This window comes from Aliikangiella marina (genome assembly GCF_007004765.1).
GTDB lineage: Bacteria > Pseudomonadota > Gammaproteobacteria > Enterobacterales > Kangiellaceae > Aliikangiella > Aliikangiella marina.
The window spans coordinates 75,312-99,724 of sequence record NZ_VIKR01000006.1 but is presented as its reverse complement, the minus strand read 5'-3'; the positions used below and the strand labels follow the sequence as shown (position 1 = coordinate 99,724).

The following is a 24,413-nucleotide window of genomic DNA, read 5'->3' as shown; positions in this document are numbered from 1 at the left end:
AAGTCCTATCAAGATAAAGCGTATCATAAGCAGTGATCAACAAGCTCTTTAACTAGCCTAAATATTATCCTTCAGTGTTGGTTTCTTCGAGCAAGCCTTTACGCCGAATCAAAACCCAGAATGGAATAATTGACGAGACAAAAATAACACAAGCCATAGTAATGAATATCACTTGATTATCAGTGGCCCCCGCAGCTAATCCGACTAACAATGTTTTCAAACAAAATAACCAATTAGGCAGGTTTAAAAAGCCTATGGCGATCAACATTTCTTTCTTTTTGGCCATTAAAGCTAATGAGATACAAACGATAAAGGTTACCAAGGCAATGGGAATGCTAATTAACACTATCATGTTACTTTTTTCAGCCGCACTAACCCCCAAAGGAAAAAGCATAATGAAAACTGATAACCCAAACACCAAAATCTTGTTCAAATGCTATTCTCCTTAACCCCGCGGCTATTTTGCTTCATATTCGTTTGTTGCATCGTGTTTCGTTTAATCTTTTGGAATTATTCAATCGCGCCCTTGGTCAACTTCTTCCGGTTTGTCTTCATCATTGAGATGTGTCTTAACAACAATCGACATCGGCTCACTGAAGGAATAACGATTACCCTTAATTTCTGCATTTTTTGCTTTTATCGCGAGTCTGATCTCTCTCGAATACTGGCTTCCCAAGGTCACTTTTAATCCAAAATAGATAAAAAAGACACTGTATACGAATACCGAGAAAGACTCATTTTGTAAAATGAAACTTACCACTAGCAAGATTATGCATAAAATTAGAAACCAGCTGTAAATTGGATTGAATTCATAAACAACACCGTCTTCAGACTCGATCTTGCTCAGTGGTTTTAGTTTGAAATCACTCATACTACTTCTTATTAGGCTTAGGACGTTTTAAATCACTGATTTTACAACATTATTTTCCCTAAACGAAACTTACAATAATCCCTTGTTACCAATCCGAAACAACTTTCTATACGTAAATTCTGTCAAATAAGGCAATTTTTAGAACCAAAACCCGTTTTTCATCGTCAATATCACTATTAATTGGCGATGTTTGCTATAGCCATTCAAACTTTGTTACATCTTACACATAATTTGAAAGGTGTTATAGTCATATAATACAGCATACACCTACAGAACATAGGGTGTTTGCTGGAGTGCTCAAAGAATTCAAGATTTGGCACACATTCTGCAAAAGAGCAATTGATACATAGCGGCGAAAATTTTTCGCTATCAAGATAAACAGAATATCAATACAAGGCGCTGGAAAGGTTTAATGATGAAACAGTTACTTAACAATTCAGGTTCTATGTCAAAGGTCGCACTATTCTCATTTTTGTTGGGTTTGTCAGTTCTAACAACAGCTTGTAGTGATAGCGGCAAGTCAGACGACAAACAAGCTAAATCTGAGCAAACTGAAGAAAAGTCAGATAAAGATAAAGCTGACGACAAAACAGCAAGCAACGACAAGCAAGCTAAAGACAAAAAAGAAAAGCCGCCAGTACCAGTCGAAGTCGTCTCTGTTCAGCGCGGTGATATCCAACAAACTTATAGAACGATCACCACGCTTGAAGCAGAGCAAGATGCACAGGTTGTCGCTCGTTCTACCGGTATACTTCAAGATATTCTGGTTGAAGAAGGCGATACCGTCACTAAAGGACAACTTTTGGCACAACTGGATGTTGAAATGTTATCCTTAGAGGTCGCTCAGCTAGAAGCAACCATGAAAAAGCTTAAAAAAGAGCTTGATCGCCAGCAAGCGCTATTCAATCGTAAACTGGGTAGCTCTGATGCGCTCGACAGAGCGCGATTTGAATACGAGTCTCAACAAGCCCAATATCAAGTTTCAAAGTTAAAGCTGCAATATGCGAGCATTAAAGCACCCATTGACGGTGTAATCACTGAAAGAATGGTTAAACCAGGTAACCTGATTCGCGAGAGTGACATTTTATTTAAAATCGTTGACCCTATGTCACTGAAGGCCGTTCTTCATCTTCCAGAAAGAGAGTTGAATCGTGTTAAAAAAGGTCAAAATATTCTACTTGCCGTTGATGCGCTTGATGACCAGATGATAGTTGGGGAGATTGAACGCATTCGTCCGGCGATCGATACTGATACCGGTACATTTAAAGTGCTGGCAAAACTCGATAACTCGGCAAATAACCTGAAATCTGGCATGTTTGGCAAAGTAGAAGTTGTTTTTGATGTTCATGAAGATAGCCTATTAGTTAAGCAGCAAGCGATTATTACTCAAGATAACCGCAGCCACGTTTTCGTTGTTAGAGACAACAAAGCAATGCAAACTCCCGTAAAGATTGGCTTCAAGCATAACGGTATCGTTGAAATCGTTGACGGTTTAGCTGAGAACGACCAAGTGGTAACAACTGGTCAACAGATTCTAAAACATGAATCTTTGATTGAGGTCGTTGGTAACGAAGAGCAATTAGCTGAAAAAAAGCCCGAAACTTCTGAGTCTGACGTCGCCTCCAATCCTTAAATTCAGTTAGTTAATAGTCCGCCAAAATCAACAAAAGACCAGATTAAATCTCGCTAACGAGTGAGTCTGGTCTAACACAAAGGAATTATTATGAATCTAATTGCCATCGCAATTCGTCGGCCTGTTACCGTCGCAATGTTTACTTTGGCCGCCTTGGTTTTTGGTTTAGTTCTGGTTAACCGCCTCGGTTTTAATCTTCTGCCAGAACTCACGTACCCTACTTTAACCGTTCGCACTGACTTTGAAGGTGCAGCACCAGCTGAAGTTGAAAATTTGATTACCCGACCTCTTGAGGGCGCTTTAGGCACCATTAAGGGATTGAGGCAGTTACGCTCGGTCTCAAAAGCCGGTCGCTCTGATATTTACTTAGAGTTTTTTTGGGGGACTGATATCGATGTCGCGAGCCTCGATGTCCGTGAAAAAATGGAACAAGTGCAACTGCCGCTCGAAGTGCCATCACCCTCTCTTTTAAGGTTCAATCCGAACAATGAACCGATCATCCGGATGAGTCTGAGCCAAACCCTCAAGGAAGGCGACGATCCAGTAGCATCACTCTCTAATTTGCGTCGCTATGCCGACCTCAAACTTTCCAGACGATTAGAGACAATAGAGGGGGTTGCCGCAGCTAAAGCGAGCGGCGGACTTGAAGATGAAATTCAAATACTATTAGATCAATCACAACTCGCCCAACTTGATATTACCGTTGCCGATATTGCCAACCGTTTGCGGACTCAAAATATTAATATGAGCGGTGGGCAAATTCGAAATGGTCAGCAACAGCTACTCGTCAGAACTTTCAATGAATATCGCTCGATGGATGATTTTGCCAATACGATCATCTTGTCAAAACAACAACGAGTGGTTCGTTTAAAAGATATCGCTGAAATAAAATTCACCTATAAAGACCCAACCGCTATCATTCGTCACAATGGTGAACAAGCGGTTGAGCTTGCGATATATAAAGAGGGTGATGCCAACACGGTTAAAGTCGCTGAAGCCATGAGTGCCCAACTTGATCGACTGAAGAAAGATATTCCTGAAAATATGGAGCTCATTGTCTTAACAGATGCGTCTAAGTTTATTAATCAAGCAATCAATGATTTGCTTAAGTCGGCATTGCTCGGTGGCGTTTTGGCGATGATAGTCATCTATCTGTTCTTAGGTCAGGCGTTGCCAACTTTTATCATCTCCCTGACTATTCCGTTCTCAGTAATTATTACTTTCAATTTAATGTTCGCTGCCGATATTGATATGAATATTATGTCATTAGGTGGACTAGCGCTTGCCGTTGGAATGCTGGTCGACAATGCAATCGTTGTACTTGAGAATATCGCCCGAAAACGGGAACAAGGCCTCTCTTACGCGCAGGCAGCACTCGAAGGAGCGTCAGAAGTTTCGGGCGCCATCACTGCGTCAACGATGACCACAATCGCAGTGTTCTTACCGCTGGTGTTTGTTGAGGGCATCGCGGGTCAATTGTTTAGAGACCAAGGGTTAACCATCACTTTTTCTCTCATTGTGTCACTCGCAGTCGCGTTAACTTTGATTCCGACTATGGCTGCAACAAGCGCCAAGCCGAAACTTGATACGCCAGTACTTGAGCGACAAAAACGTTCGCCGCTGAAACGCACTCTCCTATTGATCCCTGAGCTTATCGTATTGCTTATCGCAACAATAATTCTCGGCCTTAAATCTCTTGGAAGATTGATCGCTTGGTTATTTAGCTTACCATTCAAGCCTCTCCATGGAGGATTCAACCGTCTATTCAAACTGATTGCAAACTGGTACCACCTTCTCCTAGTCGGTGCATTGAAAGCGAAAACCTTAACCCTAGCCATTGCGTTTGGTTTTCTCGGACTGAGTGCGTTTTTAGTAAACGACCTTTCGCGAGTTGTCCTTCCGGAAATGGCGCAGGGAGAATTCGTTGTAAGAGTGCAGTATCCGCCAGGAACAGCAATTGAATTAACCGACCAAAAAGTTATCGCGTTGTCATCTGGATTATATGAAATTGATGGCGTTAAAGAAGTTTTTGCTACTGCCGGTGTTGGCAACAAGCTTACTGCAAACCCAGAGCAAGAAGGCGAAAACCAAGCTGAGTTTACCCTAATATTAGAGGATGGTTATTCGCGAGAAGATGAAAACCGCCTATTGACTCAGATTCGAGAGTTTTTGGCGAAAGAAAGTAACGGACTAAGTGCTGATGCAGAAAGACCTCAACTATTTAGCTTTACTACCCCACTGAGCATTGAAGTTTATGGTTTTGAAATTGACTCGCTGAAACAAGCCGCCGATCGCATTGTTACCAACTTGTCAAAATCCGATCGATTTATCGATCTTCATACTAATATGAAGCAAGGCTACCCAGAAGCACAAATAACTTTCGATCAAGAACGTATGGCGCAGTTAGGACTTTCGATTGAACAAGCAAACAACGCAGTTGTTAATGCGATCCGCGGTAACAAAGCCACGCGATATCGCCTTCGTGAACAACAAATTGAGGTGCTCGTCAGACTTGAAGATTCGGCGCGAGATGAACTCGATGACGTCAGAAACTTAATCATCAATCCTAATAGTCCTCGTCCTATTCCGCTCCAAGCTGTTGCTGAGATCGTAGAAACTCAAGGACCGAGTGAAATAATGCGAATCGATCAACAACGGGTTATCTTGGTTGAAGGACAAATTCAGTATGGTGGAATCGGCGAAGCCGTTGCGGAAGCGAAAACCATTTTGAATGATTTGCGTTTGCCCTATGGAATAAATATGCAGTATGGCGGCCAAAGTGAAGAAATGGAACGCAGTTATAACTCATTACTGATGGCTTTAGCGCTAGCAATATTTTTAGTGTATTTAGTTATGGCCTCGCAGTTTGAGTCATTGCTCCATCCATTCATTATACTGCTGAGTATACCCTTGGCGGCTATTGGTGCAGTTTTTGCGCTTGTCGTTACCAATACCGAGTTAAGCGTCGTGGTATTCTTAGGACTGATAATGCTAGCGGGTATCGTGGTTAATAATGCCATCGTCTTAATCGACAGAATCAATCAATTGAGACACGAAGGCATCGATAAAGTAGAAGCCATAACCCAAGCTGCTGAATCAAGGCTGAGACCGATTTTAATGACAACCTTGACAACAACACTGGGCATGATTCCACTTGCTATGGGACTCGGAGATGGTGCCGAGGTTAGAGCCCCAATGGCAATTACGGTCATCGGTGGTTTGCTCGCATCAACCTTATTAACATTGGTGGTTATTCCAGTGATGTACCAGATACTGGATCGTAAGAATTATCAAAACCAAGTTGTGTTTGAGCAGGAGGCACAATAAATGTGGTTCACTAAATTTGCTTTAAAACGCCCAGTTACCGTCTCCATGATTTTTATCTGTGCGGTTGTTATGGGCTTATCTGCAAGCCGACTTCTACCGTTGGAGTTTTTTCCAACGGTTCAGTTTCCGGGCGTATTCGTTCAGGCTAACTATCCGGGTTCCTCTCCTGAAGAAATGGAACAGAACATCACTAAGCCACTTGAAGAAGCGCTAGCGACTATTGGCTCAATTGAGCAAATGCAATCCTTTAGTAATGGAGAACGCTCGCAAGTGTTCATGCTTTTTGATTGGGGTGTGAATGCCAAGCTAAAAGGTATCGAAGCAAGGGAAAAAGTTGACGCGATTAAAAATGAACTTCCTTCGGACTTACGCAGAGTTTTTATATTTACAGGAAGTACAAATGATCAACCGATCTTAGAAGCTCGTCTGTCTGCTGACAACGACTTAAGTGACGCCTACCAAGTACTTAATCGCCAACTTAAACAACGATTAGAAAGAATTCCTGGCGTGTCTCGAGTCGATATTCACGGCGTTGCACCAAAAACCTATCAAATAGAATTAATCCCAGAGAGGATCGCTGCTTATGGTATTGATACCGTGAGCTTACTTCAGCGATTACAAGGAACGAACAGCTTGATTTCAGCCGGTGAAGTTGAAAATGAAAATAGTAGTACGCGAATCACGATTAACCAGCAATTTGGTGGTATTGAAGATATTGAAAATTTCATCGTTAACAACCAAGGATTAAAGCTCTCAGATATTGCGCGAATCAAATTTGATAAAGAAGAGATCGAAATTGGTCGCCACCTCGACAGAAAATATGCAGTCGGCATTAATGTCGCTAGAGAAGCTGGGGCAAACTTAGTTGAAACAGCAAATGCAGTCGTTGAGGAAATGAAACGGATCGAAGAGCTACCAGACTTTGAAGGGATAAAGCTTTTCGTGATGGAAAACCAAGCCGATGGTGTTGTCAGTTCACTCAATGATATCGCTCAGTCAGGATTGATTGGTTTTATCTTATCGACGATCGTTTTGTTTTTATTTTTACGAGATGTCAGATTAACGCTTATTGTATCCCTCGCAGTCCCCTTCTCGCTGTTGATTACTTTTGCCGCGATGTACTTTTTAAACGTGAGCCTTAATCTTCTGTCAATGATGGGTCTTATGTTAGCGATCGGTATGCTTGTTGATAATGCGGTGGTCGTTAGTGAGAGTATATTTGGCTATCGCCAACAAATGCCAGACAAACCGATCGAAGCAACCATTAAAGGCGTTAAGGATGTTGGTATTCCGGTTGTTGCAGGGACGATCACCACGGCTATCGTTTTCTTACCCAATATTATTGGTGAAAAAATGGATATCACCGTTTTCTTGAGCCACGTCGCAACCACGATTGTTATATCCTTGGCTGCTTCATTATTTATTGCGACCACTATCATTCCTTTGTGTTTAAGCAAAATCAAATCACGAGATATGACGATTAGTCACACTGATACGGTTAAAGAACATGGTCGTTACTCAGCATTTCTGACTTGGTTGATGACACACCCTGTTGTTGCAGGACTACTCGTAATCAGTATGTTTGCGACAGTGATTATTCCTGGCACCTTCGTTAAAAGTGAAATGTTTCCGGAAGAAGAGCGAACTCGCCTTTATATGGATTACCGAATTCAAGGTAACTATGAACTTGAAAAAGTTGAGCAAAATGTTGACCGAATCGAAGACTTCTTATACGCCAATCAACAAGAACTTGATATCAAGAATGTCTATTCTTATTACACTAATAATGCCGCCGGTTCGACATTACTGTTAGTTGACGATGACCTGCGGACTAAGACGAATAAAGAGATTAAAGCCTTCATCGAGAAAAATATGCCAAAGATTGCTATTGGCGACCCTGGCTTTGATCGTCAACGCACTGGCAGTCAAGACGCTTTAACGATCGGTATCAATGGTGAAGATACCCAAACACTTCTCGATCTTGCTCAAGCGGTCACACCGCTCCTGCAAACGATTGAGGGGGTTACAGCGGTAAAACCGAGCGCGAGAAACGGCACTCAAGAAGTCAAGATAGTACTGAATTCAACCAAGTTAAATCAGTTAAGTCTAACGCCTGAAACAGTCGCAACCAATGTCTCTATCGCATTGAGAAAGCAACAACTAAGAACTTTCCGTTCTGATTTTGGTGAAACAGATATTACCTTAACTTTTGAAGGCCAAAAGCGAGCTTCAATTAACGACCTTGCCGGTTTACCAATTGAGTTACCGAACCCTCAACCTGGCGGCAGCGATACCGTGAGACTTGACTCGGTTGCCCAATTAAACATTACTCAATCTCTGCCACAAATTGTTCGTTATGACAGACGAACTTCGGTACGACTAAATATCGACTACTCAGATACAACCGCTGAAAAAGTTCGTGAAGAAGCCAATAAAATCATGAAGGGTTACAAACTACCAACAGGGTACAGCTGGGGCTTTGGCCGTAGCACTGATCGTGAAGAAAAAATTGGCAAGATTATGATGACGAATATGCTATTAGCGATCTTAATGATCTTTATCGTCATGGCTGCTTTGTTTGAGTCGCTTATGCTTCCGATAGCCGTTATCACATCGATTGGCTACGCTGTTGTTGGCGTTTTCTGGTACTTCTTTGTGACTAATACGACCTTATCCTTGATGGCTATTATTGGAATTTTGGTATTAATGGGAGTCGTTGTAAATAACGGCATCGTATTGGTTGATAGGATCAATCACTATCGCAAAGAAGGCTTTCATAAAAAAGATGCTGTACTGCATGCAGCCAACGATAGGATCAGGCCGATCTTAATGACTGTATTAACAACAATATTAGGCTTGTTACCTTTAAGTCTTGGTGATACTCAATTAGGGGGAGATGGACCGCCTTACTTCCCAATGGCCAGAGCCGTTATCGGTGGATTGGGTTACTCCACAATTACAACGCTTGTATGTTTACCCGTCATCTATTTATTTCTTGACTACACGCGTGAATTCTTTGCTAACTTGTGGGGCTCTGTCGGCCAAAAAGGGACCAAATGGAGTTTCTCGAATGCGAGACTCGAGTCTCGCATTAAATAAAGCCTATTTCCGCCATCTTAAACAAGCAGATGGCGGTGCTTTCTACGCTAATTATAATTCGTTAAACCATGCCATTAGCAACATCCTATCTTCCGTCGACACAACATCTCAAACATGAAATGGCTTTTCAGCCAAACCAATCCCACACGGCTCAGTTGATTAAAAGAAAATAGCCGTCTATTCTTTTAAAGTTAAGAAAAGGAATCTCTTTAAGACAATCGAAGGTTAAAAGGTTGCAGCTACTCAACCAAGATAAGCTGATAGACGAACTGATTACTCTGTTTGAGAGTCAACTATCTGCGCCTAATTTTCGCTCTCAATCAACTCGTACAAAAATTTTAGAAACCATTCAAAAAAACTTAATCGCAGATATTTCAGCAGAAACAAAAAACGTCAGTATTTTACTCTCCGATCTCCGTGGCTTTACCGCCATGTCAGAGAAGTACTCCCCCTTACTCGTCATCGAATTACTCAACCGTTATTTTTCTCGAATGAGTGAAATTATTGATAAATATGATGGCGTGATTGATAAGTTTATGGGTGACTCAATCATGGTCCTTTTTGGGGCGATTAAGAGCTCAAGCGATGATCTCACCAACGCAATTGCTTGCGCGATCGAAATGCAAATGGCGATGTCAGAAATCAATCATATCAGCCAATCGCTCGGTATGGAAAACTTATACATGGGGATAGGGGTTAATACCGGTGAAGTCGTAGCAGGGACATTAGGATCAGATATCTACCGAGAATACACAGTGATTGGCGATCAAGTTAATTTAGCTTCTCGGGTAGAAGCCCACAGTCTTCGTGGTCAGATACTATTGACCGAAAACAGCTATCAATTAGCAAAGGATAAAATTGAAGTTGGCGAAGTTAATAAAGTCTATGTCAAAGGTAAAACTGAGCCTGTCACCATGTATGAACTCAAAAGAATAAAACACCCTAAAGACCTTACCGTTCCCCTAAGAGAAATTCGCAAGAGCCCTCGAGTAGCAGCCAATATACCCATTACATTTCAAAAAATTGATCAAAAAAAGATTTTGACGGAGACCTTTCAAGGGATTGCTGTCGATATCAGCTACGGTGGATTATACGCAACTCTCGACTATTCTATTGCGCAATTTTCTGAAATAAAAATGAAAGTATCGTTATCCATAATTGGCAGCGAAAATAGCGACATTTACGCACGTGTTTTAAAGTGTGAAAAAATCGATGAGCAATATCATGCGCATTTTGAGTTTACTGCCATTGATGAGAAGGCTAAAAAAGCGCTCAAAGCGTACGTTGATCAGATGATTTGAAAGAGCAATTGCTTAATGCGTTGCACTACACCTTCAGACAATCTAAAGCATATGACCTTAAAAAAGGTTCTAGAGTACAGGCACTTCTTCCGGATCGATTAATTTAGAAACTTTGTTGGCAGATTTTGTTTGCTGCGCTTGAAGAATTAAATCTCGTGTCAATTGAGGCGCCAAGGTTTCAATGAAGGCGAAGATATACTCCCTAAAATATAGATTACGATCAAAAACCACATTGACTAAAGATGGTGCGAACAAGTGATCGAGTGGGATCTTTACCAAGTCAGAGTCTAAGTGCTCCTCGTACGCCATGTTAGCTATTACGCCGACACCAAGCCCCATTCGAACATAAGATTTAATAACTTCGCAGTCGGTCGCACTAAACACAATCTCAGGCGAAAAACCGTGCTCTTTAAACTTAGCCAAAATCGGATTTCTATCGCCGCCCATACTTGTATGAGTCAGTAAAGGATATTGCGCTAGGATATCAAAATTGATCAGTTCTTTTCGTGTGAGTGGATGTCCACTTGGAACGATAATACACCGCTTCCACGAAAAGCAGGGCAAGTGGACTTTATCAACAAATCCATTTTCACCAGCGTGAACCAATGCGAAATCAAGTTTCCCTTCATCTAAATCGGAATTTGTTTGTTGGCCGTTACTTTGGAATATGTGCAAGGCCACTTTTTGATATTGCTTACGGTAAGACTCGACGACATCGGGTAAAAAATATCGTGAAAAGGTGTGAGTCGTTGAGAGGTTTAAACGCCCCTCTTTGTGATTTACATGACTTGCAGCAATATCCTGGATTTTGCGGACCTGCTTAAGGATGTGTTCAGCAACCGGTAATATCTCCCTGCCCGCAGGCGTGATATTCGTCAAGTGCTTTCCGCTTCTAACGAAGATTTCGACGCCTAATTCGTCTTCCAAAAGTCTGATCTGTTTGCTGATCCCAGGCTGGGAAGTAAAAAGGCTTTCCGCTGTTGCTGAAACATTGAGTTGATTCCGAGCAACTTCAAAAATATATTTAATTTGCTGAAGTTTCATTGAATTTCCATGGTCAAATGAAGCTAAACGATTAGGACTTAGTGGTTTTTATGCTGCAAGCTTCTCCTAACGTTTCGTATTGATTAACCTCGCCCCTACTACGATTCACCGAAAACGACTGCTTATAGTCAAAACTGATAAGAGCTTAATTTACTATAAGCATAGACCCATTTCGGTAATTCACAAGAAAATCGCTTGATTTGAGGTGCTTAAACTGAACATTTTTTAAACAAAAATCAATGAATGGATAAAGTTTCGTCTCAGCGAAAATAATAATTATATTTTTCAGCAAGTTAGCGGATAAATATCCCACCAAAACCGATCGACAAATAAGCCGCAAACCGGGGCCGTTTCGTCAAAATGTCTGTGAGATTAATGATAAGTTGTTAGTTGCAGGGAGGTTAATAAGGCTTATAAAATGGTATTATTCGTTTGCTACGCCATGCGGCACGTGCCCCGTTGCCACGTGCTCTACCGCCGAATCACAGTGCGACGATTGATCATCAAAAAATACGTCAGCTTCGAATGACTTGAGAAACTGACCTTTCGGCATACCTCCTAAGAAAAGCGCTTCGTCGATACGAATATCCCACTCTCTCAGTGTTTTGATCACACGCTCATGCGCTGGTGCAGAGCGAGCCGTGACTAAAGCGGTTCTGATTGGGCATGACTCGGCCGAATATTCTTTTTGTAAACGATGAAGTGCTGCGAGAAAATTCTTGAATGGGCCACCCGCTAGCGGTTTGTCTGCTGAAGCGGTCTCACTATCTGTAAAGGCCTTCAATCCGCTCCGTTTGTAAATTTTTTCAGCCTCATCAGAAAAAATTACCGCATCACCATCAAATGCAATCCTCAACTCAGGCGAAGAATCTTTTTGAGTATTATTACGTGGGAGTATCGTCGCCGCTGCGAAACCATCCTCCAGCGCTGAGCGCACGTCACTAGGATCAGTCGATAGAAAAAGATGAGAAGCGAAAGCTGACACATAGCGATACGGGCTTTGACCTGAGGTAAAAGCCGCCCGTGATATATTGAGCTGGTAGTGTTGAATCGAATTGAACACTCTGAGGCCAGTATCTGCACTATTTCTTGACAATAACACTACTTCGACAATTGGCTGTTCAGGCGCCTGATGATTGAGCGCTAATAGCTTTTTGACTAATGAGAATGCAGCACCGGGCTGAAGCGGTGTGTCTTCATTGTCTATTTGATATTTTGAGTAGGCTTCAATCCCTTTGTTTTCAAATATTTCATGACTTTCACTGAGGTCAAATAGCGCTCTCGACGAAATTGCAACGACCAATTTTTCACCAAGCTTTGAAGCCATACTAAATCCCTGAATTAAATAAGTTTTCTGCTATATTTAGATATTATAACTATACTTCTAATAACAATTAATCGCTAGCCTGCTTTCCATGAGCGGTTTGTTAGCTTGATAGTAACGATAACGTAACCATTTTAGCTTTTGAGATAACTAAATCATCCATGAATACACCTCGAATTCGATATTCTGAAAAATCGGTTCTTATTATCGAAGATTTTGCCGAATTTGCGCGCTCACTAAAAGGCATGGTGCACACTATTGGCTGCCAAAAAGTACGTACGGTGCACAATGGTGAGGATGCTATTCAAGCCTGTAAAGAACAAAAGTTTGACATTATCCTCTCTGATTACAACTTAGGCGATTCAAAAGATGGCCAGCAAATTTTAGAAGAGCTTATCCACTTTAATCTCATCAAAACCAATACGGTGTTCATAATGATCACCGCCGAAAATACTACCGCGATGGTCATGGGCGCACTCGAGTTTCAACCAGATAGCTACTTAACCAAGCCCTTTAATGGTTCGCTACTTAACTCTCGCTTGGACCGAGCGGTCAGCAAAAAGGATGCGTTAGCGCCGGCAGAAAGGTTAATGCGCAAGAAGCAGTGGCAGCAAGCCCTCGAAACCTGTGAAAAAACCGCGAACGACTTTCCAAAATATCGCATGGCCTGCTTACGCCAAAAGTTTGAATGCTTGCGAGGTCTGCAAAGATACGATAGAGCGTTAGAGTTAGCTACACAGATTGTTAATGAGCGCCCTATTCCGTGGGCAATGATGGGCGTTGGTGAAATCTTCGTCGCTAAAAAACAAGTAGAGCGCGCAATCGACTTGTTCAGCGATATGATTAAGGAATTCCCGATGGTGCTTGAGGGTTATGACTGGCTAGCAAAACTGCTCTATCGCAAAGGTCAAGTATTAGACGCGCAACGAGTACTAGAAAAAGCCGTCGAGCGCTCACCAAAAGCATTAAAGCGCCAAAAATTATTAGGCAAAGTTGCCGAAGAAAATGATGACATAGAAACCATGGCAAACGCATTTAGACAAGCAGTTAAGTTCGGAAATAATTCTGCGTTCGCCTCGCCTGACGAGTTTATTCAACTAACAAAATCAATCGGCATGCAGCTCCAGGGAGTTTCTGACAAAGACCGCACTAAGCTAGTCGAAGAAGCAGAGAGCGTTTTTGATAAATTGGACACCAAGTTTAAAAGAGATCCAACTGTGCAGTTTCGTTCTGCCGTTGCCCATGCAAGCTTCGGCTCGATTACCAATGATGAAAAAACAGTCGAAAAATATTTGAACAATGCCAATCGAATTTATGATCGCATTGAGGAGCACTTGGGTTCAAAAGAAAGTATCGAGATTTCTGAGTCGCTTAAAAATTTAGGACAAAATGAGCTAGCCGAAAGTATTTTAGAAGAAGCATTTGAACAATACTTCGATGACCCTCAGTTTATTGCTAAAGCCTCACAACTAACAACCAATAAACACTTAATCGAAAATAGTAAGAAAGCTGAAAAACTTAATAATGAAGCCATCAGCTACTTCAAAAAGAATGATTTTAATTCGGCGATTGATTTCTTTGCACAAGCTTCTGAAATAGCGCCAAACAACGTAAATATTAATTTGAATTTCGTACAATCATTGCTCAAACGATCGCAAATTGGCACCAATGCCGCAAAAGATCTCGAACAGGCCGAAGAAATATTATCGGGAGTCACTAGGTTAAGCCCACAAGACTCGCGGTTTGCTCGATATTCGGAACTCAATCGTCTCACTCAACTCATGCTACAAAGCTTATAACAATGCATAATTCAGAAAATATTTTTAGCACAATTCTCGCTTCAACAGTTCATGACATGAAGAACTCTTTAGGCATGATGCTTGAAGCGTTGGACTCGTTGCTCGATAAACTTGAAGACTCAAAAACCGATCCAAAATATGGAATTGTTCAATACGAGTCAATGCGGGTCAATAATTCACTGATGCAACTGCTCGCACTCTATAAGATCGAAAATAACCAGTTACCTTTCAATCCGAGTTATCACAATGTCTATGACTTTATTGAAGAACAAATATTAATTCATGAACCTTTACTCAAAGCCAAGGGTTTTAACTATACCATTGACGTCGATGAAGATATCGAAGCGGTGTTTGATGAATCTTTGATTTCGATGGTGGTTTCAAACATAATTGGCAATGCGATAAGATATGCACATTCAGAAATACGAGTAAGCGCTGAAATTGATGAAAGGCTGAGCATCATTATTAATGATGATGGCCCTGGATACCCAGCACAAATGATTGAACTGGTTGGCGACTATATGTTGGGGATTAATCAGAGTACAGGGAGTACTGGACTGGGATTGTTTTTTGCCCAGAAAGTCGCAGAGTTACACTCGCATGGGGAGAAAAGTGGAAGTATCGAACTTGCCAATGGAGGCAAGCTCGGTGGTGGCGCTTTTTTAATAAATATTCCCTAGCATTAAACGAATTGATTAAATATCTTAAGGTTAAATCCGGCTTAAATGAACAATAGAAAACGGCCATAAAAATAGAAAGAAGAGTTCAATGGATACTGTAATGACCATGTTGTTGATTTTTATCGTTTTGGCTGCCTGCATTGGTGGTTTAGCGGTAATTCAAAAGCGAGAAAAAGAAAAAGAAGCTTTAAGACAACAAATCGCAAAATTCAAATATCGAGCAAATCAAGCATCAACAATTTTGTCTAATGTTGAAATGTTACCTGTGGGTACAGAAACCCGGCAAATTGTTTTGCAATATATTTTAGGTTATCTCAATGCGATTCAAAAGCTCTCGCCACATGACCTCTCGGCAAATAACAATATTCAATCAGTTAAAAAAGCCCTCGAAAAACCGCAAAGTCCTGTCGACAGTCAGAGCTTGGTGATCCCGAATAATCCACAAGAGCTTAAATTACAAATTAACCGCCTGACTAACTTGGCGAAATTCATTAGCAAACTAAAAACCTCTCCTGCAGTAACCAGTACCTTGATTCCCATTTCGATTCAGAAAATTATGTCGCTGGTTTCTGAGTCAAAAATTTGTGCTTATATTCAACAGGGCAAAAACGCTCTATCAGAACATAAATACGTGCCTGCGCAACGGCTTTTTACACTGTCTCAAGACATGTTAGATAAAATTCCTAATAAAAATGCTCGTCTCACTCAGTTGCAAGCTGATTTGCAGGAGCTCATCAAAAGTACGCCCGCTGACGCTCTCAATACCGCGCTCGACTTTAATGAGGAAGCAACACCAGAAGAAAGCGAGCAATCTGGCACCGAGGATAGTACTGATGAGCTTTTCGGCCCAAAAAAGAAGTGGTAGCTATTAACGACTAATCGAAAGCAAAAGCCCTGTTGTTCAACTCGACTGAACTCATTGTGCTTTAATTCATTGTGCTTTAATTCATTGTGCTTTAATTCATTGAGCGTTAACTCATTGCGCTAGTGATATCAGTGTAGAGCTTTTCATTTTCTTTATTAATTTTAGCTAAATAACGATGCGCCTCGACAACTCGCTTGAGCGTCTGCTGTTCGTTTTGGTTGCCATCAACTAACTCAGTCATCTCAGCAGGTGCGACTTTAGGATCGTCAAACACTAGCTCAAATACTTGGTCGAAACATACTCGTTTAATAATATTGTATAGCTCGCTTTTCTTTAAAAAGATAACCGGTCGTTGGTCAGCTAATTTTCGATATTCAATGGCAACTCTCGCGAGAAGTCCCAATGCTGTACTATCTAAGATGTCTGCGTCCTCGAGATCGATAACAATCGCCTCAATTTCCGATGCACCTGAAAACATTTGATCGATATGATTTTCGAGCCCACCACAATGAGAATATCTAACGGTTCCCAAGAACTTTATGTACCTGATGTTATCGATGCTTGCGGCGTAGATTGATCCACTCATTATTATTATTCCTTTTTAATGTAGAACACTGTCACGTCATCCGGCAAAGTATCCTCTGGATACTTTTTAACAGGATACATCAAGTTTTCAACATCTATCCCGTGTGACATCACATAATCGTATAAATAAGCCTCACCTTCTAGGTGGCTATCAGCACTTTTGACTTCTAACCAACCATCCGAAACCATTAGTAACTTAAAATCTTTAGCCAAAGAAACTTGGCGATTTTCAAAACTTGCCCATTCAAATAAACCGACCGGAAATCCACCATCTGTTAGCAACTCGACTCTTCCATTGTTAACCATAATCGGCGCAGGGTATTGACCAGCAACGCAATAATCTAAAGTCGATAAATCGTTATCTATTACCCCATAAAACAGGGTGATATGCTTCCCAAGGTTTGCATTGATCAACTCTTGGTTAAGTTCTGTGATAAAGGTTGCGGGATCAATGATTGCTTCATTTTTACCACTACGAAAGTCTCGCAGTGGCTGATTAATAAGACTTTTCAAAGTCATGGTGACAAACGCAGCCGCAGCGCCATGTCCCGAGACATCAGCGATATAAAAACCGGTAAACCTGTCAGAAATTTGAAAATAATCGATAAAGTCGCCACTTAGATTCAATGAAGGGACAATAACATGTTGGAATCGATAACCATTAATAAACGCCTGAGGCTCAGGAAGGAGCTGTATTTGTGCTCGCCGCCCTGCCTCTTGATCTTCTTGCAGTAACTCTAAATTACGTTCGAGTTCGGCATTAGCCGTTTCCAACTCTTTACGATAGGAGCGATTCTGTTCTTCCAATTCATGGCGGCGCAATGCGTTCGCAACGGCATTTTCCAACACAGCCATATCGGTCACGGGCTTTACAATATAATCCAGCGCGCCTAATCGCAGGGCCTCTACAACATCGTTTATCTGTCCTGCACCAGAAACCATAATTACCGGGGTATCAGCAGCGATCTCTGTCATGGTCTTGAGTACTTCTAGACCATCCATCCCAGGCATGCGAAGATCACACAGAACAACGTCGGGAAGGTTACTTTTAAATAGCTCGACCCCCTGTTGACCATCTTGCGCTTCAATAATATCGTAACCACTATCTTCTAAGTAAACAGCAATACTCTGTCTCACTAGCGGCTCATCATCGATTACCAGCACTTTGCGAAATTCTGTCGACATCGGGAGCTGGTACACTTTAGAATCCATTTAATCTCTTTACGGCCATATTATTTTCATTATCAGTTTAGGATATATAGCATACCATCGAATTATCACAAGCGAATTGTTGATAGTTTTTTAATTGACGCTCCTGCGTTTATTTTCTAGTATGAACCCCAACAAGACTTACAAAAACCAACCGGGAGGAAATGTTCGATGTCATCAGTCGATCATAACTATGAAGAAAAAAGAAACTTTATTCGCATGTTCGTCGATGCGAAGGTCACAATAACCGACCCGGAGACAGGCCAAGTCTTTCAAGGCGACAGTAAAAACTTAAGCGGTGATGGCGTGATGTTTATCACCGACCAAAAATTCAATGAAAATCAAATGCTTAGCGTAGATATTCGCTCTGAGCAAAGTAAACTCGCTCCCTTGACTGCAAAATTTGAGGTGAAACGCGTCATTGATTTAGGCGAAGGTAAGTACGAAATAGCTGGTACCATTAATAGTGTTTCATAGCGACTTATGACAATTAATTGCGATTTAATTGATGTGACAACGTCCAAGAACCACAAAAAAGCAGCCAAATGGCTGCTTTTTTCTTGAACATCTCATTAATCAAGACGTAAGACCCGATCATAACCCCTAAAAGTCACAATCCTCCTCGTCTTCTTCATCGCATTCATCGTCTTCAAACGGCACTTCACCATCCAACACTTTAAATCGTCGATTTTGCAAATAGACGTCTCGCGTGAATGCATATTCATCAATCACGTCTTTAAGCTGCTCCTCGAGCGGTAACAACGCCGAGCGCGTGTCAATTAGCTGTAATACGTTGACAGAGTAACGAGTCAGGTCATGGTCGATGTGGCTAACGGGATCCAATTCTCGATCAACAGGAAAGGCAGCGGTATCTCTCAAAGTTGAGAAACCTAAAAACGGCAACATAACATAAGGACCAGACTCGACTCCCCAGACACCGAGCGTTTGTCCAAAGTCTTCATCGTGCTTTTCTAACCCCATGTCACTCGCATGGTCCCAAAGTCCACCTATTCCGAGCGTCGTATTGACTAACAATCGACCGATATCAGAGAAAGAATCACCGATCTTACCTTGCAATAAATTGTTAGCGGCGTTTGAGACGTCTTCTAGGTTGCTAAAAACATTCGAAACGCCAGTTTCTACAATATCTGGCGTTACGGCCTTGTAGCCTAGGGTAAGCGGCTTAGCGACGTTATCATCGACTGCTTTATTAAATTTGTAGACGCCTCGATTCCATCCTTCCCACGGATCATCTTTATTGGTACCGGTACTTGCGCAGCCAGAAACAATCAAAGCCATTAAAACGAGCAGTAATTTCTTAGTTAACATCCCTTCAGCCTATGGTTATTCATTCGTTCAATTAGAGCGATACTTCTCTTAAAAGTTTAAAAACGTTCAAAAATATATTTTATAAAAATAATCTACATTAACCAATCAATACGTTAACCAACTCAACTTTGATCAGCGGACATAAAAAAACTCCAACTATACAATTAAGTTGGAGCCTTTTAAGAAGATTTATTTGGTATTAAATCAGATAACTACTTGCGACCGCATTTGCCTTCGCCGCACTTACCTTCTTTTTTACCTTTTTTGTCGCCGCATTTACCTTCGCCGCACTTGCCTTCTTTCTTACCTTTTTTATCACCACATTTGCCTTCACCGCATTTGCCGTCCTTCTTGCCTTTCTTGTCGCCGCACTTGCCTTCGCCGCATTTCTTGTCTTTTTTCTTCTTGTCGCCGCACTTGCCTTCACCGCACTTACCGTCTTTATGACCGTCAAAAGTTTGGATCTGCTCAGCTTCAGCGAAAGGATTTGCTTCAGCAGACGCAGTGCCACTGAACGCTAAAACCATTAACAAAGAACCGATGATCGCAGTTAATTTAGATAGTTTTTTCATGAGAGTTTTGCTCCGTTATTAAGATATTTTAATCCACCCAATACGTGGGTAACTCATAGAGTCCACATGTTGTAAATTGTTACACCTGACAACCTAAGTGGCAGTCGATGACCGAGATGCTTTATTTATTTCTTGTTATTCTCGTGTGAAATTGAGAGGGTTCAAAACGACATAATGCGAATACAGCATCACCCGCCTCCATCTATCCATGATTACGAGACAAAGCTTCCTGGGCTTAGGTTGCTACAGGTGGTTGTAATTTGCAATAAAAAAATGTGCAATTAATCACAAAAAACCATCAAATTAACGCAAAAATTACTTCTTCTTGCTAACTAATTGAATTTTATAAGCTTTATTGGGCTCGATTAGCCACGAGCGCTTTCGCTTGATTGATTTGTTGCTGAATGAATTGTTTTGACCTTTGAGACAACCCAGGAAGATCACGAAACCTTTCCCAAACAGCAATTGCGCCTTCGTACTGTTGACCTCTGAGGTAGGTAAATCCGAGCGTTAAAAGCGCACCTTGATGAGACGGCGCTTTGGCTAATGCCCGTTGCAAGAGTTTAATGGCTTTTTGTCGTGACTCTGCTTCCGACTTGGCACCCAAGATTTGCGCCTTTGCAACCATCCAATCAGGGTTTTCTTCAATTTGAATTGCTCTTTGCCAACTCGCTAACGCTGCGTCTTCCATATTTAAACGGAGGTAAGCACCACCAAGTTCAAACCACAAATCCCCCCTTTTAGGATTTTCAAACGCTTGGGTGCGTAAACTAAGAATGAAGTCTTGCATCGACATATTGACTTGTCGCGGATCGCCCGATAGCTTGAGCGTTTCACTTTCTAATTTGACCTTTTCCCAATCCATTTGTTTATCGAGCGTTGGCCAAAGGTAGTAGGTCAAAGCGGCAAACACAATCGCAATTAATGGCAACAATAATTGGTACTGAGAGTCTAACTTTAAGCCATCGCTAGAAAAGTCTTCCTTAGCAGGCCGACGCATTGTGTAGTAAAAAATAAAGCCCGCTGCAAATACAGAAATTAGCAGGATTGAAATAATTAAACTAGTCATCACTCGACTCTACTTTATTGTTTTTATACCAGATTAAAAATCCTGTTAATGCTAAGACTAAAAAGATGAATGGCCCTACCCACAAAATAATATTTGATTGGATCTCAGGCTCATACAAAATGAACTCACCATAACGTTGTTTCATAAAACTAAGAATTTGCTCGTCTGTTTTACCGGCAATAATTTGCTCATAAACGATCTGTTTAAGATCTTCAGCGACCATAGAGTTTGAGTCTGCGAGATTTTGGTTTTGACAGGTAGGACAACGTAGCTCAGCCACCAAAACTTTGAATCGCTTCTCTTGAAGTTCATTCTCAAATTTAAAAATCGCAACATTTGCTGTTGCAATCAATGAGAAAAAACTAACAAAGATAAATGTGAAAAATTTCATTTAAAACCCTTGCTTAATTTGGCTGATTAGTGGCTCAAACTTCTCTTCAAAAACCGCTGGAGTGACAACGCCAACATGACGGTAACGCACCTTACCGTTGGGTCCTATCAAAAACGTTTCAGGTGCGCCATAAACACCAAACTCAATACCTAACCTGCCACTAGAATCGAAAAGGATGTGCTCATAGGGGTTACCTTGAGTCTCGAGAAAATATAACGCTTTATCTTTTTTGTCTTTATAGTTTAAGCCGACGATTTGTAGATCATCGCGCTGCGCATAAATGTCCCAATACGGATGCTCGTCATAGCAAGCTGGACACCAACTGGCGAAGACATTCAACAATGATATTTTTTCCTTAAATAAATCTGGCGTGTGTTGTTTATTTTCATCAAGCAACTCACTAACACTAAACTGTGGTACAGGTCTATCGATAAGCTGCGAGGGTAACTCACTTGAGGTATTACTCAGCGACCACCACAAAAACCACATAAATCCAGCAAAAACTAAGACAACCGAAATGCCCTTTAATGGATTCACTTTATCACTCACGCAGATTCTCCAACGGTTGTACCTATCGGGTCTTGAGTCGTCTCTTTATCGGGCGTTTTATGCGAATCATGTGCCGTTTTAGGTAACTGGCGGAAACGACGATCCAGTGCCGCAATAATTCCACCGATTCCCATAAAGATCGCGCCCATCCAAATCCATCGAATAAACGGTTTAACGTAAATTCTGACAGCCCAGACTTGTTGTTTGTCGTCGAGAGCTTCGCCAAGCGAGACGTAAATATCTCGGGTTAATCCAGGATCAATTGAAGCCTCAGTCATGATTTGTTTACCCGCCAAATAGTATCGTTTTTCAGGAGCAAGGACGGTAATCTCATCGCCATTTTCAGACACCATAAAACTCACCCGAGACGCCTCGTAGTTTTGCCCTTTGATGTATTCTGACTTGAGCATTCTAAATTCATAACCGCCCACCTCAACAGTCTGCCCGACACCTACTCGAAGATCTTTTTCGACACTGTGTAGACTGGAGATAATAATGCCTATGAGCGTTACTGCGACACCTAGGTGTGCGATAACCATTCCTAAATTAGCGTTTGATAACTTGCTTAGCTTGCTTTGCCAGTTCGCATGTCGTGTTGTATGAGATAAGAAAAACATACTCGAACCAGCGATCCAAAATGACAAAAACAAACCAGATAACACCCATAGATAAAATTCACCGAGGGAGAAAGTTGCAATCAGCGATAGGACCAAAGCAACAATGGCGATTTTTACTAAAACCGGAATAAGCTTTGAAAAGTCATGTCTCTTCCAGTTAAGTAAAGGTCCGATCCCTAATAAGACAAACAGCATAAACATTGGCCAAGGGAAAATCGCATTAAACCAAGGTGCACCTACTGAAAGTTTGCGACCAAATGCTTCGGCAATCATTGGATAGATAGTGCCGAAAAAGACAACGAAGGTAGCAGAAATCAAAAGGATATTGTTTAGCAGTAAAAACATATCTTTCGAATAAAAATCAAAGTTTACTTTCTTGGTAATTCCGCCAGCTCTAGTGATAAAAAGTAAGATTGACGCGCCGACTATCACCAATAAAAACATGAGGATAAATACCCCACGCTCCGGGTCGTTACTGAAGGCGTGGACTGATGTGATGACACCGGAACGAATTAAAAACGTACCGAACAAACACAGTGAGAAAGTCACCAAAGACAGTGCTAATGTCCAACCTTTAAACGAATCTCGTTTATCGGTAACGGCTAATGAGTGAATGAGCGCGGTTCCCGCAATCCATGGCATAAAAGAGGCGTTTTCTGATGGATCCCAAAACCACCAACCTCCCCAGCCTAGTTCATAATATGCCCACCAACTGCCGAGCATCATGCCGATAGTAAGACAAACCCAAGCAGCAATCGCCCAAGGTCTGGTTCTTCTTGCCCAAGCCGCATCCCATTTTCCTTCGATTAAGGCGGCGATTGCAAATGCAAAAGCAACCGCAAAACCAACATATCCCATATACAGCATAGGCGGATGAATGATCATCGCTAAATCTTGTAATAGCGGGTTAAGATCTGAGCCGTCAATTGGGACAAAAGGTAGGGTTCTTTCAAAAGGATTTGAAGTGAACAACATGAATGACACGAAGCCAAGACATATAAAACCTAGTACCGACAAAATCCGACAATATCGAATTAATGGGAAGTGTTGTGTTCGCAAAGCAACAAAGAGCATCCAGCCTGCCAGGGTCAATACCCAGAGAAGAAAAGAACCTTCATGTCCTCCCCACACGGCTGTAATTTTATAAATAGTTGGCAACAAAGAGTTTGAATGTGAGGCGACATATGAAACACTAAAATCGTCAATTAAAAAAGAATACTCGAGACATAAAAACGCACCAAGCAAACTCGTAAAAATCAAATAGGTTAAGGGTCTTGCTGAGTGAATGAGTACGGCATTTTTAGTAAAGCTGCCAATCATTGGAAAAATAGCCAATGACATGCACATAAAAAATGCCAGAATAATCAGATACTGTCCGAGTTCTGCATGCATAGCTTATCGTCTCTTAATCGTCTTTCTTAACTGGGTGGCCAGCGCGCTCTAACGCATCTAACACCTCAGGGGCTTTGTATTCTTCGTCGTGTTTCGCGAGGACTTCAGTTGCAACAAAAACACCTTGCTCGTCAATTCGCCCTAATGCAACAACACCTTGACCTTCACGAAACAAATCAGGCAACACTCGATCAAATGTCACATTAATGTCCATCGCTTTGTCAGTAACAACAAATCGGGTCTCTAATACTGAATCGTCCCTATCGACGTGTTCTACCGTGCCCATTTTAACCAGCCCACCAACTCGAATAATTTGATCTAGCGGTGCTTTACCTTGGGCAATTTCTGACGGCGTGTAAAACAAATTCATTTTTTGACCACTGGCATACAATATTAAACCGACTGCCACTGATAAAGCTAAAACACCACCAACAATCGCCAATAACTTTTTCTTTCTGTGAGGCTTCATCGCCATAACTACTTACCTTTAACCTAACCTTTAACCTAAATTTACTCTTCGGTAGAACGAGAGGTTGAGACGTTAGGATTTGAAAACGCGTTTTCACCATTTTCCCCGTCTCTGCGAGCCGTTCTCCTGTAATAACCATCAAGCATTTTCTTTGAGCGATCAACACCACGCACTGAAAACACGTAAGTCACCACTAAAGAAACTAAGACAATTCCATAACAAGACCATACAAAAACAGCATGTCCGCCCATATGTATAAAATCAGCGAATGAATCAAAAAACATGTGA

At 41.5% G+C, this 24,413-nt stretch carries 22 protein-coding genes; 8 read left to right on the top strand and 14 right to left on the bottom strand.

All coding sequences use genetic code 11. The features are described from left to right. Nucleotides 1–64: 64 nt before the first annotated feature. Together FLL45_RS20040 and FLL45_RS20035 are read right to left on the bottom strand one after the other, a co-directional pair. Nucleotides 65–433, bottom strand: coding sequence for a hypothetical protein (locus FLL45_RS20040; protein ID WP_142943847.1), 369 nt, complete (start codon nucleotides 431–433; stop codon nucleotides 65–67). A gap of 81 nt (nucleotides 434–514) precedes the next feature. Beyond that, entirely contained in the window at nucleotides 515–871 is a 357-nt protein-coding gene (locus FLL45_RS20035) for a hypothetical protein (RefSeq protein WP_142943846.1), read from the bottom strand. 412 nt (nucleotides 872–1,283) lie between these two features. On the opposite strand from FLL45_RS20035, the gene FLL45_RS20030 reads away from it, so the two are divergent. From FLL45_RS20030 to FLL45_RS20015, 4 genes are all read left to right on the top strand, one after another. Further along, a complete protein-coding gene (locus FLL45_RS20030; protein ID WP_142943845.1) occupies nucleotides 1,284–2,504 on the top strand; it encodes an efflux RND transporter periplasmic adaptor subunit in 1,221 nt (406 codons plus the stop codon). A 90-nt stretch (nucleotides 2,505–2,594) separates the two neighbouring features. Beyond that, on the top strand, nucleotides 2,595–5,831 hold the full coding sequence (locus tag FLL45_RS20025) for an efflux RND transporter permease subunit (RefSeq protein ID WP_142943844.1): 3,237 nt from the start codon (nucleotides 2,595–2,597) through the stop codon (nucleotides 5,829–5,831). Next, entirely contained in the window at nucleotides 5,832–8,930 is a 3,099-nt protein-coding gene (locus FLL45_RS20020; protein ID WP_142943843.1) for an efflux RND transporter permease subunit, read from the top strand. It abuts the gene before it with no gap. A gap of 233 nt (nucleotides 8,931–9,163) precedes the next feature. Next, entirely contained in the window at nucleotides 9,164–10,231 is a 1,068-nt protein-coding gene (locus tag FLL45_RS20015; RefSeq protein WP_142943842.1) for an adenylate/guanylate cyclase domain-containing protein, read from the top strand. Nucleotides 10,232–10,300: 69 nt separating this feature from the next. Here the strand turns inward: FLL45_RS20015 and FLL45_RS20010 are convergent, their stop codons facing one another. Next, the gene (locus tag FLL45_RS20010; protein ID WP_142943841.1) at nucleotides 10,301–11,275 is read right to left on the bottom strand and encodes a LysR substrate-binding domain-containing protein; all 975 of its coding nucleotides are present in this window, start codon (nucleotides 11,273–11,275) and stop codon (nucleotides 10,301–10,303) included. A 424-nt stretch (nucleotides 11,276–11,699) separates the two neighbouring features. Next, a complete protein-coding gene (locus FLL45_RS20005; RefSeq protein ID WP_142943840.1) occupies nucleotides 11,700–12,602 on the bottom strand; it encodes a 5'-nucleotidase in 903 nt (300 codons plus the stop codon). A 158-nt stretch (nucleotides 12,603–12,760) separates the two neighbouring features. On the opposite strand from FLL45_RS20005, the gene FLL45_RS20000 reads away from it, so the two are divergent. The 3 genes from FLL45_RS20000 (at nucleotide 12,761) to FLL45_RS19990 (ending at nucleotide 15,943) form a co-directional block, all read left to right on the top strand. Beyond that, the gene (locus FLL45_RS20000; protein ID WP_142943839.1) at nucleotides 12,761–14,398 is read left to right on the top strand and encodes a response regulator; all 1,638 of its coding nucleotides are present in this window, start codon (nucleotides 12,761–12,763) and stop codon (nucleotides 14,396–14,398) included. 2 nt (nucleotides 14,399–14,400) lie between these two features. Then, on the top strand, nucleotides 14,401–15,078 hold the full coding sequence (locus tag FLL45_RS19995) for a sensor histidine kinase (protein ID WP_142943838.1): 678 nt from the start codon (nucleotides 14,401–14,403) through the stop codon (nucleotides 15,076–15,078). Between the two features lie 88 nt (nucleotides 15,079–15,166). Beyond that, on the top strand, nucleotides 15,167–15,943 hold the full coding sequence (locus FLL45_RS19990) for a hypothetical protein (RefSeq protein ID WP_142943837.1): 777 nt from the start codon (nucleotides 15,167–15,169) through the stop codon (nucleotides 15,941–15,943). A 106-nt stretch (nucleotides 15,944–16,049) separates the two neighbouring features. On the opposite strand, the gene FLL45_RS19985 is transcribed toward FLL45_RS19990, so the two are convergent. Continuing rightward, a complete protein-coding gene (locus FLL45_RS19985; protein WP_142943836.1) occupies nucleotides 16,050–16,529 on the bottom strand; it encodes an STAS domain-containing protein in 480 nt (159 codons plus the stop codon). A gap of 5 nt (nucleotides 16,530–16,534) precedes the next feature. Next, nucleotides 16,535–17,740 (bottom strand): response regulator, encoded by a 1,206-nt coding sequence (locus tag FLL45_RS19980; RefSeq protein WP_142943835.1) that lies wholly within the window; start codon nucleotides 17,738–17,740, stop codon nucleotides 16,535–16,537. A 168-nt stretch (nucleotides 17,741–17,908) separates the two neighbouring features. Between FLL45_RS19980 and FLL45_RS19975 the strand changes: the two genes are divergently transcribed. Then, on the top strand, nucleotides 17,909–18,214 hold the full coding sequence (locus FLL45_RS19975) for a PilZ domain-containing protein (protein WP_142943834.1): 306 nt from the start codon (nucleotides 17,909–17,911) through the stop codon (nucleotides 18,212–18,214). A 126-nt stretch (nucleotides 18,215–18,340) separates the two neighbouring features. On the opposite strand, the gene FLL45_RS19970 is transcribed toward FLL45_RS19975, so the two are convergent. From FLL45_RS19970 to ccmD, 8 genes are all read right to left on the bottom strand, one after another. Then, nucleotides 18,341–19,066 carry an MlaA family lipoprotein gene (locus FLL45_RS19970; RefSeq protein WP_142943833.1) on the bottom strand — a complete coding sequence of 242 codons (726 nt, stop codon included), beginning with the start codon at nucleotides 19,064–19,066 and terminating at the stop codon, nucleotides 18,341–18,343. Between the two features lie 212 nt (nucleotides 19,067–19,278). After that, the gene (locus tag FLL45_RS19965; protein ID WP_142943832.1) at nucleotides 19,279–19,638 is read right to left on the bottom strand and encodes an HvfA family oxazolone/thioamide-modified RiPP metallophore; all 360 of its coding nucleotides are present in this window, start codon (nucleotides 19,636–19,638) and stop codon (nucleotides 19,279–19,281) included. Between the two features lie 352 nt (nucleotides 19,639–19,990). Then, on the bottom strand, nucleotides 19,991–20,707 hold the full coding sequence (locus FLL45_RS19960) for a tetratricopeptide repeat protein (protein ID WP_142943831.1): 717 nt from the start codon (nucleotides 20,705–20,707) through the stop codon (nucleotides 19,991–19,993). After that, on the bottom strand, nucleotides 20,700–21,098 hold the full coding sequence (locus FLL45_RS19955) for a cytochrome c-type biogenesis protein (protein WP_142943830.1): 399 nt from the start codon (nucleotides 21,096–21,098) through the stop codon (nucleotides 20,700–20,702). Before FLL45_RS19955 ends, FLL45_RS19960 begins: the two co-directional genes overlap by 8 nt. Further along, nucleotides 21,099–21,647 (bottom strand): DsbE family thiol:disulfide interchange protein, encoded by a 549-nt coding sequence (locus tag FLL45_RS19950; protein WP_142943829.1) that lies wholly within the window; start codon nucleotides 21,645–21,647, stop codon nucleotides 21,099–21,101. Further along, nucleotides 21,644–23,656, bottom strand: a complete 2,013-nt coding sequence (locus FLL45_RS19945) for a heme lyase CcmF/NrfE family subunit (protein WP_142943828.1) — start codon at nucleotides 23,654–23,656, stop codon at nucleotides 21,644–21,646. The genes FLL45_RS19950 and FLL45_RS19945 overlap by 4 nt, the downstream gene beginning before the upstream one ends. 13 nt (nucleotides 23,657–23,669) lie before the next feature. Further along, on the bottom strand, nucleotides 23,670–24,131 hold the full coding sequence (gene ccmE, locus FLL45_RS19940; protein WP_246075865.1) for a cytochrome c maturation protein CcmE: 462 nt from the start codon (nucleotides 24,129–24,131) through the stop codon (nucleotides 23,670–23,672). Nucleotides 24,132–24,166: 35 nt separating this feature from the next. Next, nucleotides 24,167–24,409, bottom strand: coding sequence for a heme exporter protein CcmD (gene ccmD / locus FLL45_RS19935; RefSeq protein WP_142943826.1), 243 nt, complete (start codon nucleotides 24,407–24,409; stop codon nucleotides 24,167–24,169). Nucleotides 24,410–24,413 lie beyond the last annotated feature (4 nt).